The organism is uncultured Rhodococcus sp., assembly GCF_963525155.1.
In the GTDB taxonomy this organism is placed as follows: Bacteria; Actinomycetota; Actinomycetes; order Mycobacteriales; family Mycobacteriaceae; genus Rhodococcus_F; species Rhodococcus_F qingshengii.
This window is the reverse complement of sequence record NZ_CAURKP010000102.1, coordinates 1-19,314: the sequence shown is the minus strand read 5'-3', so window position 1 is coordinate 19,314 and position 19,314 is coordinate 1. Positions and strand designations below refer to the sequence as shown.

General features: G+C 62.7%; 19 protein-coding genes. 10 read left to right on the top strand and 9 right to left on the bottom strand.

Translation table 11 applies throughout. The features are described 5' to 3' along the window. Window positions 1-125: 125 nt before the first annotated feature. On the bottom strand, window positions 126-971 hold the full coding sequence (locus RWT78_RS19095) for an ABC transporter permease (RefSeq protein WP_003945610.1): 846 nt from the start codon (window positions 969-971) through the stop codon (window positions 126-128). Continuing rightward, window positions 971-1,825 (bottom strand): ABC transporter permease, encoded by an 855-nt coding sequence (locus RWT78_RS19090; RefSeq protein ID WP_003945667.1) that lies wholly within the window; start codon window positions 1,823-1,825, stop codon window positions 971-973. Before RWT78_RS19090 ends, RWT78_RS19095 begins: the two co-directional genes overlap by 1 nt. Window positions 1,826-2,053: 228 nt before the next feature. On the opposite strand from RWT78_RS19090, the gene RWT78_RS19085 reads away from it, so the two are divergent. Further along, window positions 2,054-2,692 (top strand): carbonic anhydrase, encoded by a 639-nt coding sequence (locus tag RWT78_RS19085; RefSeq protein ID WP_003945421.1) that lies wholly within the window; start codon window positions 2,054-2,056, stop codon window positions 2,690-2,692. Between the two features lie 97 nt (window positions 2,693-2,789). Then, window positions 2,790-3,533, top strand: a complete 744-nt coding sequence (locus tag RWT78_RS19080; protein ID WP_003945615.1) for a DUF4232 domain-containing protein — start codon at window positions 2,790-2,792, stop codon at window positions 3,531-3,533. 25 nt (window positions 3,534-3,558) lie between these two features. Here RWT78_RS19080 and disA read toward each other — a convergent pair whose 3' ends face one another. Continuing rightward, window positions 3,559-4,644 carry a DNA integrity scanning diadenylate cyclase DisA gene (disA, locus tag RWT78_RS19075; protein WP_024487741.1) on the bottom strand — a complete coding sequence of 362 codons (1,086 nt, stop codon included), beginning with the start codon at window positions 4,642-4,644 and terminating at the stop codon, window positions 3,559-3,561. A 96-nt stretch (window positions 4,645-4,740) separates the two neighbouring features. Here disA and RWT78_RS19070 point away from each other — a divergent pair, with 96 nt between their 5' ends. Next, window positions 4,741-5,301 carry a PaaI family thioesterase gene (locus RWT78_RS19070; RefSeq protein WP_003945494.1) on the top strand — a complete coding sequence of 187 codons (561 nt, stop codon included), beginning with the start codon at window positions 4,741-4,743 and terminating at the stop codon, window positions 5,299-5,301. Between the two features lie 23 nt (window positions 5,302-5,324). Here RWT78_RS19070 and radA read toward each other — a convergent pair whose 3' ends face one another. Together radA and RWT78_RS19060 are read right to left on the bottom strand one after the other, a co-directional pair. Next, window positions 5,325-6,758, bottom strand: a complete 1,434-nt coding sequence (radA, locus tag RWT78_RS19065) for a DNA repair protein RadA (protein ID WP_003945739.1) — start codon at window positions 6,756-6,758, stop codon at window positions 5,325-5,327. Between the two features lie 98 nt (window positions 6,759-6,856). After that, the gene (locus tag RWT78_RS19060) at window positions 6,857-7,492 is read right to left on the bottom strand and encodes a copper chaperone PCu(A)C (protein ID WP_003945942.1); all 636 of its coding nucleotides are present in this window, start codon (window positions 7,490-7,492) and stop codon (window positions 6,857-6,859) included. Window positions 7,493-7,757: 265 nt separating this feature from the next. Between RWT78_RS19060 and carD the strand changes: the two genes are divergently transcribed. From carD to rlmB, 5 genes are read left to right on the top strand one after another with little or no spacing between them, the layout of a single operon-like run. Continuing rightward, on the top strand, window positions 7,758-8,246 hold the full coding sequence (gene carD / locus RWT78_RS19055; RefSeq protein WP_003945666.1) for an RNA polymerase-binding transcription factor CarD: 489 nt from the start codon (window positions 7,758-7,760) through the stop codon (window positions 8,244-8,246). 22 nt (window positions 8,247-8,268) lie between these two features. Then, a complete protein-coding gene (gene ispD, locus RWT78_RS19050; RefSeq protein ID WP_003945606.1) occupies window positions 8,269-8,967 on the top strand; it encodes a 2-C-methyl-D-erythritol 4-phosphate cytidylyltransferase in 699 nt (232 codons plus the stop codon). Next, window positions 8,968-9,444 (top strand): 2-C-methyl-D-erythritol 2,4-cyclodiphosphate synthase, encoded by a 477-nt coding sequence (gene ispF / locus RWT78_RS19045; RefSeq protein ID WP_003945901.1) that lies wholly within the window; start codon window positions 8,968-8,970, stop codon window positions 9,442-9,444. Window positions 9,445-9,455: 11 nt separating this feature from the next. Then, a complete protein-coding gene (gene cysS, locus RWT78_RS19040; RefSeq protein ID WP_003945830.1) occupies window positions 9,456-10,850 on the top strand; it encodes a cysteine--tRNA ligase in 1,395 nt (464 codons plus the stop codon). Between the two features lie 2 nt (window positions 10,851-10,852). Beyond that, window positions 10,853-11,824, top strand: coding sequence for a 23S rRNA (guanosine(2251)-2'-O)-methyltransferase RlmB (gene rlmB / locus RWT78_RS19035; protein ID WP_003945749.1), 972 nt, complete (start codon window positions 10,853-10,855; stop codon window positions 11,822-11,824). 34 nt (window positions 11,825-11,858) lie between these two features. Here the strand turns inward: rlmB and RWT78_RS19030 are convergent, their stop codons facing one another. Continuing rightward, the gene (locus RWT78_RS19030) at window positions 11,859-13,640 is read right to left on the bottom strand and encodes an ABC transporter ATP-binding protein (protein ID WP_314677301.1); all 1,782 of its coding nucleotides are present in this window, start codon (window positions 13,638-13,640) and stop codon (window positions 11,859-11,861) included. Beyond that, the gene (locus RWT78_RS19025) at window positions 13,637-15,265 is read right to left on the bottom strand and encodes an ABC transporter ATP-binding protein (RefSeq protein WP_042923737.1); all 1,629 of its coding nucleotides are present in this window, start codon (window positions 15,263-15,265) and stop codon (window positions 13,637-13,639) included. The genes RWT78_RS19030 and RWT78_RS19025 overlap by 4 nt, the downstream gene beginning before the upstream one ends. A gap of 200 nt (window positions 15,266-15,465) precedes the next feature. Here RWT78_RS19025 and RWT78_RS19020 point away from each other — a divergent pair, with 200 nt between their 5' ends. Continuing rightward, window positions 15,466-16,455, top strand: a complete 990-nt coding sequence (locus RWT78_RS19020) for an iron-siderophore ABC transporter substrate-binding protein (RefSeq protein WP_003945426.1) — start codon at window positions 15,466-15,468, stop codon at window positions 16,453-16,455. Window positions 16,456-16,459: 4 nt separating this feature from the next. Here the strand turns inward: RWT78_RS19020 and RWT78_RS19015 are convergent, their stop codons facing one another. Both RWT78_RS19015 and RWT78_RS19010 read right to left on the bottom strand, forming a co-directional pair. Further along, window positions 16,460-17,257, bottom strand: a complete 798-nt coding sequence (locus RWT78_RS19015) for an AraC family transcriptional regulator (protein ID WP_031332820.1) — start codon at window positions 17,255-17,257, stop codon at window positions 16,460-16,462. A gap of 189 nt (window positions 17,258-17,446) precedes the next feature. Next, window positions 17,447-18,166, bottom strand: a complete 720-nt coding sequence (locus RWT78_RS19010) for a hypothetical protein (protein ID WP_003945935.1) — start codon at window positions 18,164-18,166, stop codon at window positions 17,447-17,449. Between the two features lie 458 nt (window positions 18,167-18,624). On the opposite strand from RWT78_RS19010, the gene RWT78_RS19005 reads away from it, so the two are divergent. Beyond that, a complete protein-coding gene (locus tag RWT78_RS19005) occupies window positions 18,625-19,191 on the top strand; it encodes a hypothetical protein (protein ID WP_314677291.1) in 567 nt (188 codons plus the stop codon). Window positions 19,192-19,314 lie beyond the last annotated feature (123 nt).

Below are 19,314 nucleotides of genomic sequence, written 5' to 3'. Positions count from 1 at the left end.
GACCTGCGGTGTGGAACCGGTGGAGTCTGTACCTCTGCTGAACAAGAAGACGTAGGCGAGGATCAGGATGACCACGGCGAGTAAACCCCGCAGTGCCAGGGTGATTCGGCTGGAATTCGTGACGATCATCCGGTCAGCCCGGGTACGTGAGGTTTGAGTCCCCACAGCGCAATGGTCATCGCGACGTCGGTGAAGGCCAGGAAGACGATGCTGGTGCGCAACGCTCGTCCGGCGGCTCGTCCGACGCCTTCGGGTCCACCCGTCGCGGTGTAACCGTAGTAGCAGTGCACGAGGGTCACGACGACCGCGAACACCATGACTTTTATCAAGGACAACCAGATGTCGTTGGGAGAGAGGAAAAGACTGAAGTAGTAGCCGTACGTTCCCTCCGACTGGCCTTTGACCCGGATCACCGCAAGCGCCGTTGCCATGTACGAAGCAAACAGGCCGACCAGGTACAGCGGGACCACCGCGATGAGCGCCGCGATCATTCGGGTGGTGACCAGGTACCGCAGCGAGGGAATCGCCATGACTTCGAGCGCGTCGATTTCCTCGGAGATCCGCATCGCTCCGAGCTGCGCGGTGAATCCGGTTCCGACCTTGGCTGCCAGGGTGATTGCGGCAACGAGTGGTGCCACCTCGCGAGTATTCGCGATGGCGGACATCACGCCGGACAGCGGTGCGAGGCCGACGAGGTTGAGTCCGCGGTAGCCCTCGAGTCCGATCTGGGAACCGGCGAAGAACGAGATCGCGAAGATCACGACGACGCTGCCGCCTCCGGCGAGCAGGGTGCCCGAACCGAATGCCACCTGGGCGACGAGACGGGCGACTTCACGCCAATAGCGCTTGAGGGTTGCGGGAATCGAGGTGATGACACGCGCGTGGAACGTGAACTGATCGCCGAGTCGACTCAGGCCGTCGACGGTCCGCGAACTGACCCGCTTGGCACGAATTGCGATGGGCAGGTGCATCAATAGGCACCTTTCACCGAGACGAACAGTGGGTAGAACTGAGTAATTGCGAGGTTGGCGACAAACACGAGGACAAACGAGAGCACGACGGTCTCGTTGACTGCGTCGCCGACGCCTTGAGCTCCGCGCTTGACGGTCAGGCCCTTGTAGCAGGCCACGATTCCCGAGATGAGAGCAAAGGCAACGGCTTTGATGCCGGAGACGACGAAGTCGCTGGGTTGACTGAATTGAACGAGATTGCGCAGGAAACTCTGTGCGTTGCCGTCGAGTATCAGGACGTGAACGAAGAGGCTTGCGCCCAAACCGATTACGAGAACTATCGAGTTCAGTAGGAGGCAGACGACGGCAATGGCGATCATCCGGGGTACGACCAGGCGTTCGAGCACGGGTAGACCGAGCACTTCGAGTGCATCGATTTCCTCGCGTATCGTTCGCGCTCCCAAATCTGCGCAGATTGCGGAACCGCCGACACCGGCGATGATCAGGGCGCACACCAGGGGGCCGGCCTGTCCGATGATGAGGAACGCGACGACGGCACCGCTGTACGCACCCGCGCCGATTTGATCTGCGAGCGCACCGATCTGCAGTGCTACCCCGACACCGAGGGGAATCATCACCAGAGCGGACGCGACCGAGGTGACGTGGGCGAGAAACCACATCTGGTCGAGCGCCTCACGCCAGGCGAGGCGCTTGTGTCGAAGAGATGTGAACGCCGCAACGCACACGCGAACGGTGAAGGTGAAGAGCAGTCCGATCTCGGAGAGCAGGTTCGAGAACATGTTCGTCTTGGCGGGGGAGACAGCAGTTGTTTCCCCGGTTGTTCCATTCCCGGTCGTCGTAGCTTCGGTGCTCACGCCATCCCCCTCTCCGGCCGAATCGTTCTGGTCGGGTTTCTTCGATCACACTCGGGAGCTCGAAGTGCTCCAGGTCACGTTCGGAGACGGTATCAGGAAACTGACTCTGAAGTAAGTTCCATTTCGGCCACTTCATCACCGGGCGCGAATGTCGACGCGGAACTTTCGTTTGCGTCCACGCAACCTTCCCGGCGAGAGCCCGAAATGCGGCGGGTGCACAATGAGTGAATGCCACGATCAAGCCCCATTTCCGCTTGGAAGTCCCTTCGCGAAGGCAACGAGCGATTTGTCAACGACGCGTCCATTCACCCCAGCCAGGGAATCGCGGACCGCGCGAAACTCGTCGATGGGCAGCACCCCACAGCGGTGCTGTTCGGTTGCGGTGATTCGCGCGTAGCCGCCGAGATCATCTTCGACCAGGGTCTCGGCGACATGTTCGTCGTGCGCACTGCAGGTCACGTGCTCGACGATTCGGTGCTCGGTTCCATCGAGTACGCGGTTCACGTGCTCAACGTGCCGCTCATCGTCGTCCTCGGGCACGACGGTTGCGGTGCCGTGAAGGCAACGCTCGACGCCCTGGACGAGGGCGCAGTTCCCGACGGATTCATCCGCAGTGTGGTCGAGCGTGTTGCTCCGTCCATCCTGATGGGCCGCAACGAGGGCTTGTCCACCGTCGACGAACTCGAAGGCCGTCACGTCGTGGAGACCGGCTCGCTGATCATGCAGAGGTCCCGGATCATCGCCGACAAGGTGGACAAGGGTGCGTGCGCGATCGTCGGCGTCACGTACACATTGTCCGACGGTCACATGCGAGTTCAGGGCGCGGTCGGCGACATCGGCGAGAGCGTCGAGACCGTCGAGGGTTAGATCTTCCGGGGCAGTGGTACTTGGCAGCAGACAATGGGTACCGACACGCCGCCTCAGCTGACGGTTAGTGGACCCTGCGCCAACTACCGTTGAGTCCGTGTTGGAACCTAATGGACCACTGCCCCCCGAGATCTACTGGCGTCGCCGGGCGCTGGCCATTGGTGCCGCCGTCATTGCACTGGCGTTGATCATCTGGGCGGCGTCCGCCCTCTTCGGCGGTGGAAGTGATACCCCGGAGGCCGATTCGGCCGCTGCGAGTTCCTCGCTGACAACGGACGTCTCCTTCACCCCCAACCCTTCCGGTTCCAACGCGCCGGAGGGTGGCGGTGGCTCGGGTGGCGGCGCTGCCGGTGGATCAGGTGGCTCGGGCACGCAGGCTTCGGGATCGTCTTCGTCTTCTTCCTCTTCGTCGACCACCGGGGCTCCGGTCCCGGCCGGTCAGTGCGCCGACTCGTCGCTGGCAGTCAAGGCCACCGCAGACAAGGCGACCTTCGCTCCCGGCGAAGAGCCGTCGTTCACGATCGTCATCACCAACATCGGTTCGGCACCCTGTGATCGAGATCTGGCGGGCGGCCTTCAGCAGGTGCTCGTCTACAGCATCGACGGCAAGACCCGGTTGTGGTCCAACGTCGACTGCTACCCACAGCCCGCAGCCGACGTACGCAATCTCGCGCCCGGCGAGCAAGCTGCGTTCAAGGTCGCCTGGTCGGCCACGACGTCGACCCCCGAGTGCGCGACCGCGCAGAACCCCGAGCGCAATCCGGTGGGCGCAGGCGCTTACACGGTTGTCGGGCAGCTCGGTGCACTGCGAAGCTCCCCGGAGCCGTTCAACATCGCATGAGCGCGGGCAAGCCCGAACAGGCCCGCTAGTTGAAGGATCCGGTGATCGACGTCTCCGCGAGCCGGGAAAGTCCCTCACGGATGTGACGAGCCCACAGCCCGCCGATGCCCTCGACCGACTGCAGATCGGCAGCCGTAGCGGCCAGCAGCGACTGGAGAGTGCCGAAGGATCCGACCAACCGGTGGATCTGATGGAACTGCAATCGAGGTACACGCATCAGCACGCGATATCCGCGAGGAGTCATCGGAGTGTCGAGAGCTTCGATCGTGCCTGGATAACCGAGAACACGCGCAAGAGTCGTGAGATCGAGTAGATCGGCGTCGGTGACGCGATCGAGTGCGACGAGGACGTTGTCCATCGCCGCGGTGCCGATGGGTTCGGGACCGGCAAGATAGTCCCGAACGATGAGTTGACGTGCAATGTCGTTGTCGCCGACCAGTTCTTCGAGCTGCAGTGCCAACTGGCGACCGTCGGTGCCGAGTTCGAGGACATCCTGTTCGATTTCGATCGACACGCGGCGAACCATTTCGAGGCGCTGTACGACGGTCAACGCGTCGCGCAGAGTCACGAAATCCTCGATCTCGACCACCGACAGTTGCCGTGTCACTTCGTCGAGTCGCGCTTTGTATCGTTCGAGCGTCGCGACGGCCTGGTTGGCGCGCGAAAGTATGGTGGCCGAGCCGTCGATGACGTGCCGGATGCCGCCGACGTACACACTGACGATCGACATCGACTGACTGACCGAGACCACGGGATAGCCGGTCTGAATTGCCGTGCGCTCGGCAGCGCGGTGCCTCGTGCCGGATTCGACGGTGGGAATCTTGTGATCGGGAACCAGCTGGACGTTGGCACGCACGATGCGTGTGCCGTCCGTCGAGAGGACAACCGCGCCGTCCATCTTCGACAGCTCACGCAATCGGGTCGGTGCGAACTCCACGTCGAGGTTGAATCCGCCGTCACACAGCGCTTCCATTTCCTCGTCGTATCCGAGGACGATCAGCGCGCCGGTACGGCCGCGCAGAATTCGTTCGAGCCCGTCTCGCAAAGCGGTACCCGGCGCCAACCTGGCGATGGTCTCTCGCAATGCCGACGACGACTGTGTGTCCGCCATCGCACTGATCATTGAGAAACTCCCTGCTGAGGTCGATGTCACTTCGGTCGGGTCCGATGCCTGCGCCGGACGGATCCCCGTTTAGATTACCTATCCATGAGTAGTACCTGGACCCTGCCTGATGACCTGACTGTCCCGGAGCCGGTCGAATTCTTTCCGGCCGCCGGCGAGAAGCTGCCTCAGCACTGGTCGAAATGCTTCGGCTGCGGCGACGACCAGCCTGCGGGAATGGCGATGAGTTTCAGGGCTGGTAACGGACTGGAAGTGACCGGTCGTCTGGAGGTCGCCAAGAAGTATCAGGGCGGTCCAGGTGTCATTCACGGCGGCATTCTGTCGACGGCATTCGACGAGGCTCAAGGTATGGCATGTATGGCTCTCGGCTCGCCGGTGGTGACCGGGCACCTCGAGATCGACTTCGCCCGGCCGATCCCGTTGGGATCGGTGCTCGAATTCCGGGCTCGCATCGACGGCGTTGTACGCCGCAAGGTCTACACCAGTGCAGAAGCGGTGATCGTCGAAGGTCCGACAGCGGATCCGGACACGGTGGTGGGAACGTCCCGGGGACTGTTCCTGACCATCACCTCGGAACACTTCGCCAAGACAAAGGAGTTCGTGGACGGCGAACCGACGTCCCCGTTCGGCACCTCGTCGGTCTGACGAGGTAGTCGGCCGAACGACGATCACTTCACCGGCGTGAGCTTGGGGCGAGAGGGGGCTTGTTTGCCGCCCATCAATCCGGCGTAGGCCAGTGCCTCGGCCAGATTCGCTACTTCGTTGACGCGCATGCCGGGAATGTTCGGGCCGGAATCGACCGGCACGATGGCGCTGGTGAATCCCAGTCGGGCAGCTTCGATCAGCCGTCGGTTCACCCCGGCAACCCGTCGAACCTCCCCGGCGAGTCCGACCTCGCCGAGGATGACGAGCCCCTTGGGGACGGGTTTGGCTTTCACGGCGGAAGCGACCGCAATGGCGAGAGCCAGATCGGCACCCGGCTCGGTCATCCGCATACCGCCGACGGTCGCGGCGTAGACGTCGGCCTTCGAGATCGACACTCCGACGCGGCGCTCCAACACGGCCAGAACCATGGCCACACGGGCGGTGTCGAGCCCGCTGACGGCTCGGCGAGGTGTCGGTAGCGGCGTGGCGGCGACGAGCGCCTGAACTTCACCGAGTAGAGGTCGCTTACCGTCCATCATCACGGTGACGGCAGTGCCTTCCACAGCTTCTTCACGGTGATGCAGGAACAGGCCGGACGGATCGCTGATCTCGTTGATGCCCTGCTCGCTCAGCTCGAAGCATCCGACCTCGTCGGCCGCACCGAATCTGTTCTTCACGCCGCGGACCATGCGCAGGGTGGAGTGCTTGTCACCTTCGAAGTGCAGAACCACGTCCACGAGATGCTCGAGCGAGCGCGGACCGGCGACGGCGCCGTCCTTGGTGACGTGGCCGATCAGAAGCACCGGGATTCCACTGGCCTTGGCCAGGGAGGTCAGGGCGCTGGTGACGGCCTTGACCTGAGTCACGCCGCCGACGACCCCGTCGACGTCGGCAGCAAGCATGGTCTGCACAGAGTCGACGATGACCAGTGTCGGTTTGACCTGCTCGATGTGGCCGAGGATGGTCGCGAGATCGGATTCGGCCGCCAGATACATCCGTTCGTGGACAGAGTTGGTGCGATCTGCCCGAAGTCGAACCTGACCGGCAGACTCCTCGCCCGTGACGTACAACGCTCGATCATCCGCGCTGCGCATCGCCCAGCGGTAGACGACCTCGAGAAGTAGCGTCGATTTTCCGACGCCGGGCTCGCCCGCGAGCAGCACCACCGAACCCGGTACGACGCCACCGCCGAGGACGCGGTCCAACTCACCGATCCCCGTGGGTTTGGCCTGCGTCGAGGTGCTGTCGATCTGTGTCAGCGGCGTGGCCGGCGTCGTAGGCAGCACGGCGCTTGATCCTGCTTTGGCGAGTGAGGCGCCGGCGCGACTGGCGACGGGTGCCACTACGGCGACCTCGGTCATCGAGCCCCACGAATCGCAGTCCGGACATCTACCGACCCACTTGGGCACTACCGACTGGCATTCGGAGCAGCGGTAGTTCGATTTCACTTTGGCCACCGGGACAGACTAGAGGCGGGGTCCGACATGGACCCCGCCTCTAGTGTGATTCTGAAGTTGTTCTGCGAGGCGCATTGTGCGCCTTGGTGATTCGAGGCTCAGTGCCCAGCTTCTGCAACGTCGGGTGACTTGTCCGACTCGTTGCGCTCGAGCTGCGGGCCGGCGTCGACAGGTACGTCGACGGTGACCGATCCGGCCTTCTCGAACTTGAAGGTGATCGGGACGGTCAAGCCGGGGCGAACGCCTGCCTTGATGTCCTGCAGAACGACGAGAGTGAGCGCAGCGGGTGCGTCGTCGTTCTCTTCGTTGTTCTTGATCTGGGTCTCGGCCTCGGTCGCGGCGCCTTCGCCTGCGGGCAACTGACCGGCCTGCAGCGACGTCTGCGGCTTGATCGTCAAGCCACCTACCTCTTCACCTGCGATGACGCGTGCTGCGTAATCGGTGGTGATGCTGACGAGCTTGTCCGTGGTCTCGGCGCTGTCGTTCACGACGGTGAACGCGAGCACGGCATTGCCGCCCGGCTCGATGCTGTACTCCTCGGACGAGGGGTAAGCGATGTGCACGTTGCGCAGTGCGATCTCACCGAGGTCGGCGCTGTTGCCGTTCACGGCGGCCTGCTGGACGGCGGTCTGGCTCACCTGTCCGGAACCGCAAGCGGACAGCGCGATGGCTGCGCCTGCAGCCAGTGCAATGGCGGTAGCGACTCGACGAGTCGGCTTACGGATAGCAGTCACGATTTGTCCTCCACGGCGTCAGGTTCGCACTCCACTAGGCAGAGTAGTAGATAAGGTCCCGCGGGCTGGCCGTCGGGTCGCCACAACGGTTGTCTGCGTGGGCTTTCAGTCCGTTACGCAGGGGTGCTCCAGACCAGTTGAATGCACGTACAACAAGCCCTGTCAACCCCTACGCTCGAGCAAGGATGCCCCTGACCTGCACAGTTGATGAGTGGTCGGTTCTTTCACGTGTTAAACTAGTGGAATCGAAAGGGGCACGGGACACATGATTTTCAAGGTCGGAGACACCGTCGTATACCCCCATCACGGTGCGGCGCTGATCGAAGCTATCGAAACCCGCACCATCAAGGGTGAGCAGAAGGAGTACCTGGTTCTGAAGGTCGCTCAAGGCGATCTCACAGTACGGGTTCCTGCAGACAACGCAGAGTACGTCGGAGTTCGTGACGTGGTCGGCCAAGAAGGCCTCGACAAGGTTTTCCAGGTTCTGCGAGCACCGCACACCGAAGAGCCCACCAACTGGTCTCGTCGATACAAGGCAAATCTCGAGAAGCTTGCCTCAGGTGACGTGAACAAGGTTGCAGAAGTTGTTCGTGACCTGTGGCGTCGTGAGCAGGACCGCGGACTTTCCGCTGGTGAGAAGCGCATGCTCGCCAAGGCTCGTCAGATTCTCGTCGGAGAGCTCGCGCTCGCCGAGGGCACTGACACCGAGAAGGCAGAGACCATTCTCGACGAGGTCCTCGCGGCCGCGTCCTGACTGCAACACAACAAAGCTGACAGTGGCAGTAGTAGCCCTGGTACCTGCCGCAGGTCGGGGAGTGCGATTGGGCGAGAAATTGCCCAAGGCATTTGTCGAACTCGGTGGGTGCACCATGCTTGCACGCGCGGTCGATGGACTCCGGAAATCCGGAGCGATCGACCGCGTTGTTGTCATTGTGCCGCCTGAACTGGTCGAATCCGTCGTAGCCGACCTCGGTCGTGCAGCGGACGTCGACGTCGTCGGCGGTGGTGCCGAAAGAACCGATTCGGTTCGAGCCGGCCTCAGCGCTGCCGGCGACGCAGATTTTGTACTCGTGCACGATGCCGCGCGGGCATTGACACCGCCGGCGTTGATCGCGCGCGTCGTCGACACTCTCCGAGCCGGCAGCTCCGCTGTCATCCCGGTACTCCCGGTTACCGACACGATCAAGTCGGTCGACGTCCTCGGCGCAGTCACCGGTACGCCTCTGCGTTCGGAGTTGCGTGCGGTTCAAACTCCCCAAGGATTCTCCACCGACGTCCTGCGCAGTGCGTACGACGCCGGTGACGTCGCCGCGACCGACGACGCCGCTCTGGTCGAGCGTCTCGGTGTTTCGGTGCAGACGATTCCCGGCGACGCCCTCGCCTTCAAGATCACCACTCCGCTCGACCTGGTCCTTGCACGGGCGCTCCTGAGCTCGGAGACAGCGTTGAGTGCGGATTCACAGGACGGAAATTAGATGCGCGTCGGTCTCGGCACGGATGTTCATCCCATCGAGGTCGGTCGTCCTTGCTGGATGGCCGGGTTGCTGTTCGAGGAAGCAGACGGGTGCTCGGGCCATTCGGACGGCGACGTCGCCGTCCACGCGCTGTGTGACGCGTTGCTCTCTGCGGCGGGCCTCGGTGACCTCGGTTCGGTTTTCGGCACCGGCAGGCCCGAATGGGACGGCGTGAGCGGCGCTCGAATGCTTGCCGAGGTTCGCCGACTGCTCGAAGAGAACCAGTTCGCCGTCGGCAACGCCGCGGTGCAGGTCATCGGCAACCGTCCGAAGATCGGGCCGCGTCGCGACGAGGCGCAGAAGGTGCTTTCCGAGATACTGGGCGCGCCTGTTTCTGTGTCCGCGACCACCACGGACGGCCTCGGCTTGACCGGTCGAGGCGAGGGGATCGCCGCCATGGCCACCGCGTTGGTCATGACAACCGAACACGACAGGTAAGATCGCTGGTCGTGACCCTGCGCCTATACGACACCGGTACGCGGGCCCTTCGGGATTTTGTTCCGTTGGCCCCCGGACATGCATCGGTGTACCTGTGTGGGGCGACAGTTCAGGGTGATCCTCACATCGGACACGTTCGCAGCGGCGTCGCTTTCGACGTGCTGCGTCGCTGGCTGTTGGCGCACGGCAACGACGTTGCCTTCGTGCGCAACGTGACGGACATCGACGACAAGATTCTCAACAAGGCCGCCGGCGCCGGTCGACCTTGGTGGGAGTGGGCGGCGACGTTCGAGCGGTCGTTCACGTGGGCCTACGACCAACTGGGTGTGCTGCCACCGTCCATCGAGCCACGGGCCACCGGCCACGTGACGCAGATGGTCGAGATGATGGAACGTCTGATCGAGAACGGCCACGCGTACGCGGCGGGCGGTGACGTCTACTTCGACGTGCAGAGCTACCCCGAGTACGGCGCACTGTCCGGCCACAAACTCGACGACGTTCATCAGGGCGAGAGTGCGGCCGAGGGCAAGCGCGATCCTCGCGACTTCACCCTCTGGAAGGCCGTCAAGCCCGGTGAGCCCTCGTGGCCGACACCGTGGGGACCTGGCCGTCCGGGCTGGCACCTCGAGTGCTCGGCCATGGCGGAGTTCTATCTCGGGGCGGCATTCGACATCCATTGTGGTGGACGCGATCTCGTCTTCCCGCACCACGAGAACGAAATTGCGCAGGCCAAGTGCGCCGGCGACGATTTCGCTCAGTACTGGTTGCACAACGGCTGGGTCACGATGAGTGGCGAGAAGATGTCCAAGTCGTTGGGCAACGTTCTCTCGGTGCCGAACGTGCTCAAGAAGGTTCGTCCGCAAGAACTTCGGTACTACCTCGGTAGTGCGCACTACCGTTCCAATCTCGAGTACTCGGACGAGGCGTTGGACGAAAGTGCGAAGTCCTACCAGGGGCTCGAGTCGTTCGTCCTGCGCACACACAAGCGTGCGGGCGGCGTCGAACTCGGTACGTGGACCGAAGGTTTCGCGGCGGCTCTCGACAACGACTTGTCGGTGCCGATCGCGTTGGCCGAGATTCACGGCAAGGCGAGCGAGGGTAATTCCGCGCTCGCTGCCGGTGATCTCGACGCGGCTCGGGTGGCTGCCGGCCAGGTGCGGGCCATGCTCGCGATCCTGGGCGTCGACCCACTCGACGAGCATTGGACGCAGTCCGGTGGCGACACCGAGACGGCAATGGAAGCTTTGGACGTGTTGGTGCGGGCCGATCTCGATCGTCGGCAGCAGGCACGTACGGAAAAGAACTGGGCGGTGGCGGACGAGGTCCGCGATCGCCTCATCAAGGCGGGTATCGAAGTAACCGATACTCCCGACGGACCCGAATGGTCCCTTAAGGCAGGGCAGTAACAATGGCTGGAAACTCGAGCAGGCGCGGCGCAGTCCGTAAGGGCGGCACCAAGAAGGGCCAGGTTGCCGGTTCCGGCGGTAAGCACCGTCGCGGTCTCGAAGGGCGTGGCGCTACGCCGCCCGCCGAGGCACGCACCAAGCATCCCGCGGCAAAGCGTGCAGCGCGCGCCGCACGTGCCGACGAGAAGCAGGGACGCGGTGGCCGTCCGGGTCCGGGCCGCAAGGTTCTCGACGGTCCCGAGACAGTGCTCGGACGCAACCCGGTGGTCGAGTGCCTACGCGCCGGCGTTCCGGCGACTGCACTGTGGGTCGCGGTCGGCACCGAGAGCGACGATCGACTGAAGGAATCCGTTCAGCTCGCTGCGGATGCCGGCATCTCGATCCTCGAGGTCCCCCGCACCGATCTGGATCGCCTCAGCGCCAACGGTCTTCACCAGGGCATCGCCCTGCAGGTTCCGCCGTACCGCTACGCGCACCCGGACGATCTTCTCTCGGAGGCACGCAAGCATGCCGAGCCGCCGCTGCTCGTCGCGCTGGACAACATCACCGATCCCCGCAACCTGGGTGCCGTCGTGCGCTCGGTCGCAGCTTTCGGTGGACACGGCGTCGTGATTCCGGAGCGCCGTAGCGCGAGCGTGAGTGCTGTCGCTTGGCGTACCAGCGCCGGCGCTGCCGCTCGTTTGCCGATTGCTCGGGCAACCAACCTCACCCGCACGCTCAAGGACTGGGCATCGAAGGGTGTTCAGGTCGTCGGTCTCGACGCCGAGGGCGACACCACTCTCGACGATTTCGACGGCAGCGGTCCCGTTGTGATCGTGGTCGGTTCCGAGGGCAAGGGCCTTTCGCGCCTCGTCCGCGAGAACTGCGACGCGATCCTGTCGATTCCGATGGCCGGTCCGGTCGAGTCGCTCAACGCCTCGGTTGCCGCCGGAGTCGTCCTGGCGGACATCGCCCGCAGGCGTCGTAGCAGCTGAGTTGTAACGGCTTTCGGGTGAGTCTGGCGGGGTTCTAGCTCCGCACCGACCAGGCTTCCCACAGTGCAGCGTAGGAACCGTCCGCGCCGATCAGTTCGTCATGTGTCCCGCTCTCGACTACGCGGCCACCGCTCATGACGAGTATGCGATCGGCGCGGACTGCTTGGCTCAGCCGGTGTGCGATCACCACGGCGGTCCTGCCGGTGACTGCGAGCTCGGCTGCCTGATCGAGTAGACCGGCTGCGGTGGTTCCGGCTTCGGCAGTCGCCTCGTCGAGGATGACGACGGGAGGATCGAGCAGAGCCAGTCGGACGAGGGCTATGTGCTGTGCCTGCGCTGCCGTCAACTGGTACCCACCGGCCCCGACCCTGGTCTCGAGTCCGTCCGGAAGTTCATGAATCCATTGAGCTTTCATCGTGTCGACGGCTTCGGCGATCTTCGCATCGTCCGAATCTGGTGCACACAACCGGAGATCGTCGGCGATCGTCCCGACGAACACGTGAACTTCCTGGCTGACGAGGACGACTTCGTGCCGAAGTTCGGCATCACTCAGGTCGTCAATCAGTGTGCCGTCGACGGTGATTCGCCCGTCCCCGACGGGAATGATGCCGGCAATCAGTTTGGCGAGCGTGGTCTTTCCGGCGCCGCTGCTTCCGACGACGGCGATTCGTTCCCCCGGTGCGATCGAGATCGAGATCGAATCGATCACCGGGGTGGAGTTGTCGTACGAGTAGGAAACCCGGTCCACCTCGACGCCGATGGGTTCGGACCGATCCGAGGCAGGAATGCTCGTGGGCCGCCCGGGCATCGCGGTGACTCCGATCAGGCGAGCCAGGCTGGCACCCGCATCCTGCAATTCGTCGATGTTCGAGAGAAATACCGCGATGGGGCTGAACAGACTGTGGAAGTAGAGGGCGGCGGCGGTAGCGGCCCCGATGGACACCGAGCCTGTGGTCACGAGCCAGTAGCCGACGCTCAGGACGGCGGCCAGTCCGAGCAGTTCGGCGCCGTTGAGTTGGGCGAAGAAGTTGGTGCGCAGGCGAACTGCCTGCATGTCGAAGCTGATGGCATGCTCGGAGGTCTCGGCGATTCGGCCGATGTGCTCGTCTGTTCGCCGCAGGGCAGTGACAGTGCCTGCGCCTCCGAGAGTTTCGATGAGCTGTTGTCCCCGCCTGGCCTGCGCAGCGCGAGAGCGTCGGTAGACGGGGCCGGAGCGTCGGAGGAAATGACGAAGAGCGAAATAGTGAATCGGCGCAACGGCAACGATTGCCACGGTGAAGCGCCAATCGATCACTCCCACACCGACAAGCGTCAGTGAAATCATGAACAGGGCAGACACGGTGGCGGGTAGTACTCGCGCGATGACGGTGTTTACCGCTTCGACGTCGCCCGAGACCCGGGAAATCAGATCACCGGTTCCGGCATCCTCGACCAGTGACGACGGCTGCGCGAGGGTGGCGGCGAACACGTCCTCACGAAGATCGGCCAGCACGTTTTGCGCGACATTCGCGAGAAGCTGTGTGCTCCACCAGGTCAGCGCAACCCCTGCTGCCGCTGCGCCGAGCATGAACGCGGTGATACGCAGGAGTGAGGCAAACGGTTTGCCCTCCGTGACCGCATCGACCATGAGTCCGAGCAGTGCCGGGGTGGACAGGCCGCAGGCCGTAGCAGAGAGAAGCACGACGGTCGTGAGTGCGAGCGCTCGCTTGCGTGGCCGAAGCAGTGCGATCAATGCGCGGACGGTCTGTTTGGTCGACGCGATCGGCAGGGCAGATACAACCGGAACAGCAGATGCATCCGGAAGGGTATCGGTCACAGCGACTCTCCCTCCCGAACGCCGTGGTCGATCGTGACGACACGGTCACACGAATGGAGGAGGGTCGGGCTCGAGGTGATCACCAGAATGGCCTTGTCGGGGAAGTTTCTCAGCGAGTGTGCAATCCGATGCTCGGTGACAGAGTCCACGGAAGTGGTGGGTTCGTGGAGGACCAGGATCGGCTGGGGTTGATGGAGAGCGCGGGCGAGGAGAAGGCGTTGGCGTTGACCTCCGGAGAGTTTCTTTCCTTGCTCGCCTACCTCGGAGAGGTGGCCGTCGGGCAGATGCGTCAACACGTCGTCGAGCGCAGATGACGTCATTGCCGACGAGTCGACGTTCGGTGCAGCCAGATTGTCGAAGACGGTGCCGGTGAACACGGTTCCTTCATGGGCGGAGACGAACACCTGATCACGAACTCCGTCCGGGCCGAGGTCGGTTGCATCGGTGCCGAATACGAAGTAAGAGTCGGGGGCGAGCGGGGTCTGATAGGCGAGTTGTCGTGCCAGTCGGTCGGCGGAATCGTCAGCGCGCACACCCACCACTTCTCCGCGGCGAGCTGAGACGACGGTTCCGTTGTCCGCCGAAATCAATAGGGCGTCTTCAGTTCTGGCAGGTTCGGTCGCGGCCGTGGGGGCCAGCGATTCGATCAGGTGTGGCTCGGCCAACAGTTCGGACAGTCTGCGCGCGGAACCTCGCTTGGCAGCGAGTTCGGCACCGAAGAACCCCAGCGTTTCCATCGGACCGGCAATCACTCTGCTCAAGCCGACAACGGTGACGAAGTTGCCCACGGTGATCGTGCCTTGATGCGCCATCCACGCGGCTCCAAGCGCAACCGAAGCCAGCACCAACGCGGAGACCCCGGAATTGAGCGCGGTCAGGCTGGACATTGCTCTGACCGTCCGGATCGCTGCCTTCATCGACTCCCGGCTCGCGTTGACGTATCGCGACAGGGCGGTGGGTTCAGCCCCGAAACCCTTCAGTACCCGCAGTCCCAGCGTGAAATCCGTTGCAAGCATGCCTGCCTCGGCTGCCTTCTTCTGCTCTGCATACACGCGCTCGTCCAACGGACCGCTGATCTTGTGGATGAATATGAGCTGCGCAGCGGTGATGAGTACGACGATCAGTGCGAGCGGCCACGAGACGAAGGCAAGCGAAATCACTGCCGCGACGAGCCCCGCAAATGCCGAGCCCTGTTCGGCGACAACCCAGGAGAAGCCCGAGACGTGTGAGGCATCCGAGGTAGAGATGGTGAGAACTTCACCGGTCGAACGCTGAGCTTTCATCCCCCTGGCATCGAGTATTCGTCTGGCAGCATTCAGTCGTAGGTCGTGTTCGCCGTAGACGAAGACCTGCGTGTTCAGGCGAACTGCGATGCGCCACGACAGAGCGAGTCCCACGAACAGAGTACACAGCACCGCAAGCCACACGAGAAGTGCTGTGCTGTCGGACTTTCCGATTGCCCGGTCGACGACGGTGCCGATCAGCACCGGGATGAGGGCTTGAGCTACCTGATACGACGCCTGCCCGGTGACGGCTGCAACCAGTCGCGGGCCGCGTCCGGAGGAGAATGATCCGACTCGGATCATCTCCATCGGACCGGAACGAGTTTCGGGCAGCGCTGACACTCGTGAAACTCCTCGCCCAGATCTGAACACTCGTTGTGCAGTTCTACGGTAGAGCCGGTACGAGTGCGGAAAGTGCTCGCAGATGCCAAGGGCTACGCGGCAGCGGACAGATGGAGTATCGACACCCCATTACCGGGATCGGGTCTCGATATACCTGGCTGGTCGAAACAAAGTACGTTTGCGAAGAGAGCTGACAGAAGATGAAGAGCACTACCCGAATAGTGGCTGCGTTGGCCGCGATTGCCCTGCTCGCAGGCTGCCAGAGCAGCACCGAGTCAACAGCGTCGGAGGGCACGACGCAGTTGGCCGAGGCCGGCGCGCTGCCGGTCACCGTTGATCACGCGTACGGGTCGACCACCATCGAGACCGAACCTCAGCGGATCGTGACGATCGGCTGGAACAGCCAGGATTCGGTCCTCGCACTGGGCAAGACACCCGTCGCCATGGAGTCGTTCAGTGGGGCAGGCTTGGAGAACGGCATCCTGCCGTGGGACGAAGAATTGTTGGGCGATGTCGAACCCACGTTGCTCGACAGCACGTCCGGTGTGCCGTTCGAGCAGATCCTGGCGTTGGAGCCGGACGTGATCATCGCAGTGGTCTCGGGAATCACCGAAGACGACTATGCACGTCTTTCCCAGATCGCACCCACCATTCCGTTCAAGGAGACCGCATGGGCGACCACGTGGCAGGAACAGTTGTCGACCATCGGATCAGTACTCGGCCAACCGAAGCGGGCTGCCGAGCTGATCGAGGAAACTGACGATTCCATAGCCGACCTGGCTGCCGGATCCCCGAATCTGAACGGGAAAACCTTGACCTTCCTCTCGGGAAACATCGACGGCCTCACCAATTACTGCGCTGACGACGGCCGAGTCATCCTGATGTCCCAGCTCGGACTGAAGCAGTCGGCCGGAAGCGCAGAGCTGTGCGGCGACACCCAGGGGTCGGTGACTGCATCGCGCGAACAGTACAACGAACTGGACGCGGACGTGATCGTGCTCAACGACGCGAGTGGGCAGGGGCTCCCCGGATTGATGGGGGACAAGTTGTTTGCCGACCTGCCGGCAGTCAAGGACGGCAGGCTGATTCAGCAGCTCGGTCTGGCACGAGTCATGGCCTTGGCGTCACCCACGTCGCTGAGCGTCAAATATGCTTTCGCGGAACTGGTCTCGAAGATGAACGGGTTCTGACCAGTTAGGCCGACAACTCGCACGCGTCCGAGTAGTAGTTCTTCGGTGTGCGTCCGGTGACCTTGCGGAACACGCTGGTGAAGGCGCTGGGGGTTTCGTATCCGACGCGACGGCTTACCGTCGAAACAGGAACGCCCGCAGCGAGATAGGACATCGCAGCGCGGACGCGAACTTGAATTCGCCACTCGGTGAAGGACATCCCCGTGCCTTGAGAGAACACACGGCTCAGGGTACGGGGGCTTCCGCCGACCACGTAGGCCCAATCGGCAAGCCCGCGTTGATCGGCGGGGTCGGCGATCAAGCGGCGTGCAACGGCGAGGGCCCGGGGATCGGCGGGCATCGGCACTGCGACATCAGCCGCCTCGATGGGCGCGAGCGTGTCGAAGACTACGGATTCCGCCCGCAAGCGAGCCTCGGTAGGCATATTTCGCTGGTGCAGATGGATGAGCATCGTCTTGACGACGTCGTCGATGCCGATGATCGCGGGTTTTGTCCACGGGTGGGGGAACGACTCGGGCCGGAAATAGGTGAAACGAGCCTCGGTGGATGCGCCGAGCGTGATGCGCCGTGGAGTTCCAGCCGGAATCCACATGCCGACCGTCGGTGGTATCTGCCAACGAACGTCGTCGATGTACGCGCTCATCTCGCCGGAAGCGCCCCAGAGGAGTTCGTGTTCGGGATGGCGGATCTCACGCCACGCGCGCTTCTGATCACGCCCGATGGTGGACGTCGTCATCGAGAAGGGGAGCGGAACGTACCGGCCTGCCGGCACAGCCCAGTACGGAAATCCTGTGGAACTCATCGGTGGATCATACCGCGAATGACTTAGGTAATGCTTTCCTATTTGGTTCTTTGATGCAGGCGCGACGGAGTGTGATCGCCACAAAAGATCGAGGGTGGCACCGAGTCCGAAGACTCGATGCCACCCTCGAACACATTCCCCGACGGAGTGTTTACAGGTGGAGCAGGTGGAGCAGGTGGAGCGAGTGAATCAGCTGCCGTTGGCCAGGACACCGCTGATGATGTCGGAGATGAAGCCGGCCGGGTTGTCCAGGATGGAGGATCCGGCCGAACCGGTTCCGCCCTCGCCGTCAGAAGAGCCGAAGCCCAGATCTGCCGAGCCCGATGCGGCCGCCTCGCCGGGGTTCTTGGCGCGGATCTTGGCGTAGACGCCGCTGATGTTCTGCTCGGTATTGAACGTCGAGATACCGATCGAGCTCGACATTTCCTGGTACGAACCGATCGGTGCATCGTCGGCGACGAGGTACTGCGCCTCGATCGTCACGGTCTTGCTTCCGGTGGGTGAGATCAGCCAGCCGGTGCTGGGTACATTCACGGTTCGGGCGGCGGTGTCAACCGAAGGCGTGACGGATTCGGTCTTCTGACCGCCGATCAAGTGCCACGCGTTGACCGTCGCCGTGCCCTGGATGTACTTGAACGTGGCGGGGTAGCGGTCGACGAACTGGTCGACGTAACGCTCGGGGTGGCCTGTTGTGGAAATGACCGTGCGCACGGTGACTTTGCCGCCGGGTGCAACTTCGCCGTCGCCCACGATGCTCTTGGTGATTCGGACGTTGGAGGAGTTGACCGTTGCCGCGGACGGGTGGGTGGCATCGGCGCTCGCGGTGCCTGCGGTCATCACGAGTCCGCTGGTGGCAAGTGCAGCGATTGCGATTCCGGTGAGTGTTTTGCGCATTGAAAAACGTGACATGAAATTCTCCGTTCGAGGGGTTCACGCTGACGGCGATGGGATGACTCTTCAAAGGTTGCGCCGCGGTAACCATTGAAACCTATCGGACGCTTGCCTATGTATCAGTTCGGCAGAATTTACGGAAAAGTCCGAATTGAGAGGACTTTTTCGGTGTCGATTGCCTGCTGGTAACTGATTGTCGACTAATTCGACGAAAAGCTGGGCGAATGTCCAGGTCGACTGTATCGTACTTCGGGAGTCAGGTTGTAACAAGTTTCAGTAATCAACGAATTCAGTTGTCCTGGAACCTCAAAGAGTGGAGATTGTTCGTGGCAAAGTTCGGATCCAGGAATCGTAGTCTGTCCGCCGTTGGTGCTGGTTTGGGGGTGATTGCTCTTGCTGTGGGTGCAAGCGCGCTGGGTGCGGGAGTCGCGACTGCCGAGACAGCAACTTCTGGTGCCTACACATTTACTCGCACCGTGGACAATGCGTCCCCGAAGGTCGGTGACACGATCACCTACACGACGGTGTCGAGTAAGAACGGGCTCGAAGGGTATGTCAACCGGCTGACCGAGATTCATGCCGGCTGTCTCGAGTTCGTGCCGGGCTCGGCAAAGATTTCGAAACTGATGGGCGGCCTCCCAGGTTTGGGAGGTGTCATGAAGGAAACTGTGGAAACCCCGAATGCCTCCCAGTCGACCGCAACCACGAAGGTTTTCACCAGTAACGGTTGGTACAACAACAGCAAGAACCCGATAACGATGAAGACCAGCTATGTCGTGAAGTGTGATCCGGGTACCTACGGCAGTGGGTTGACTGTCGGCGCGACGCTCATGGGTGGTGGGGCCGGAACCAGCGCCAGCTTCCCGGAAATGGGGCCCGCCATCGTGGTGCAGACGACGGATCCGACCGGCCCAGGTACTGATCCCGGTACTGATCCCGGAATCAACCCCGGCACGAACCCCGGAACCGGTGGCGGAACCGGATCGCTCGGCTCGTTGAGTGGTGGCCTCGGTTCCCTCAGCGGCCTGTTCGGTTCGAGCTAGGCGAGAGTTGTGAAACGGCGGGCCGAGACAGTCGTAGGATCGGGCCGCCGCGGTTTTTCGGTGGTAGGGTATTCAAAAACACAAGTGGGCAGCCGGATTCGATCGAGGTGGTGGTTTGTTACA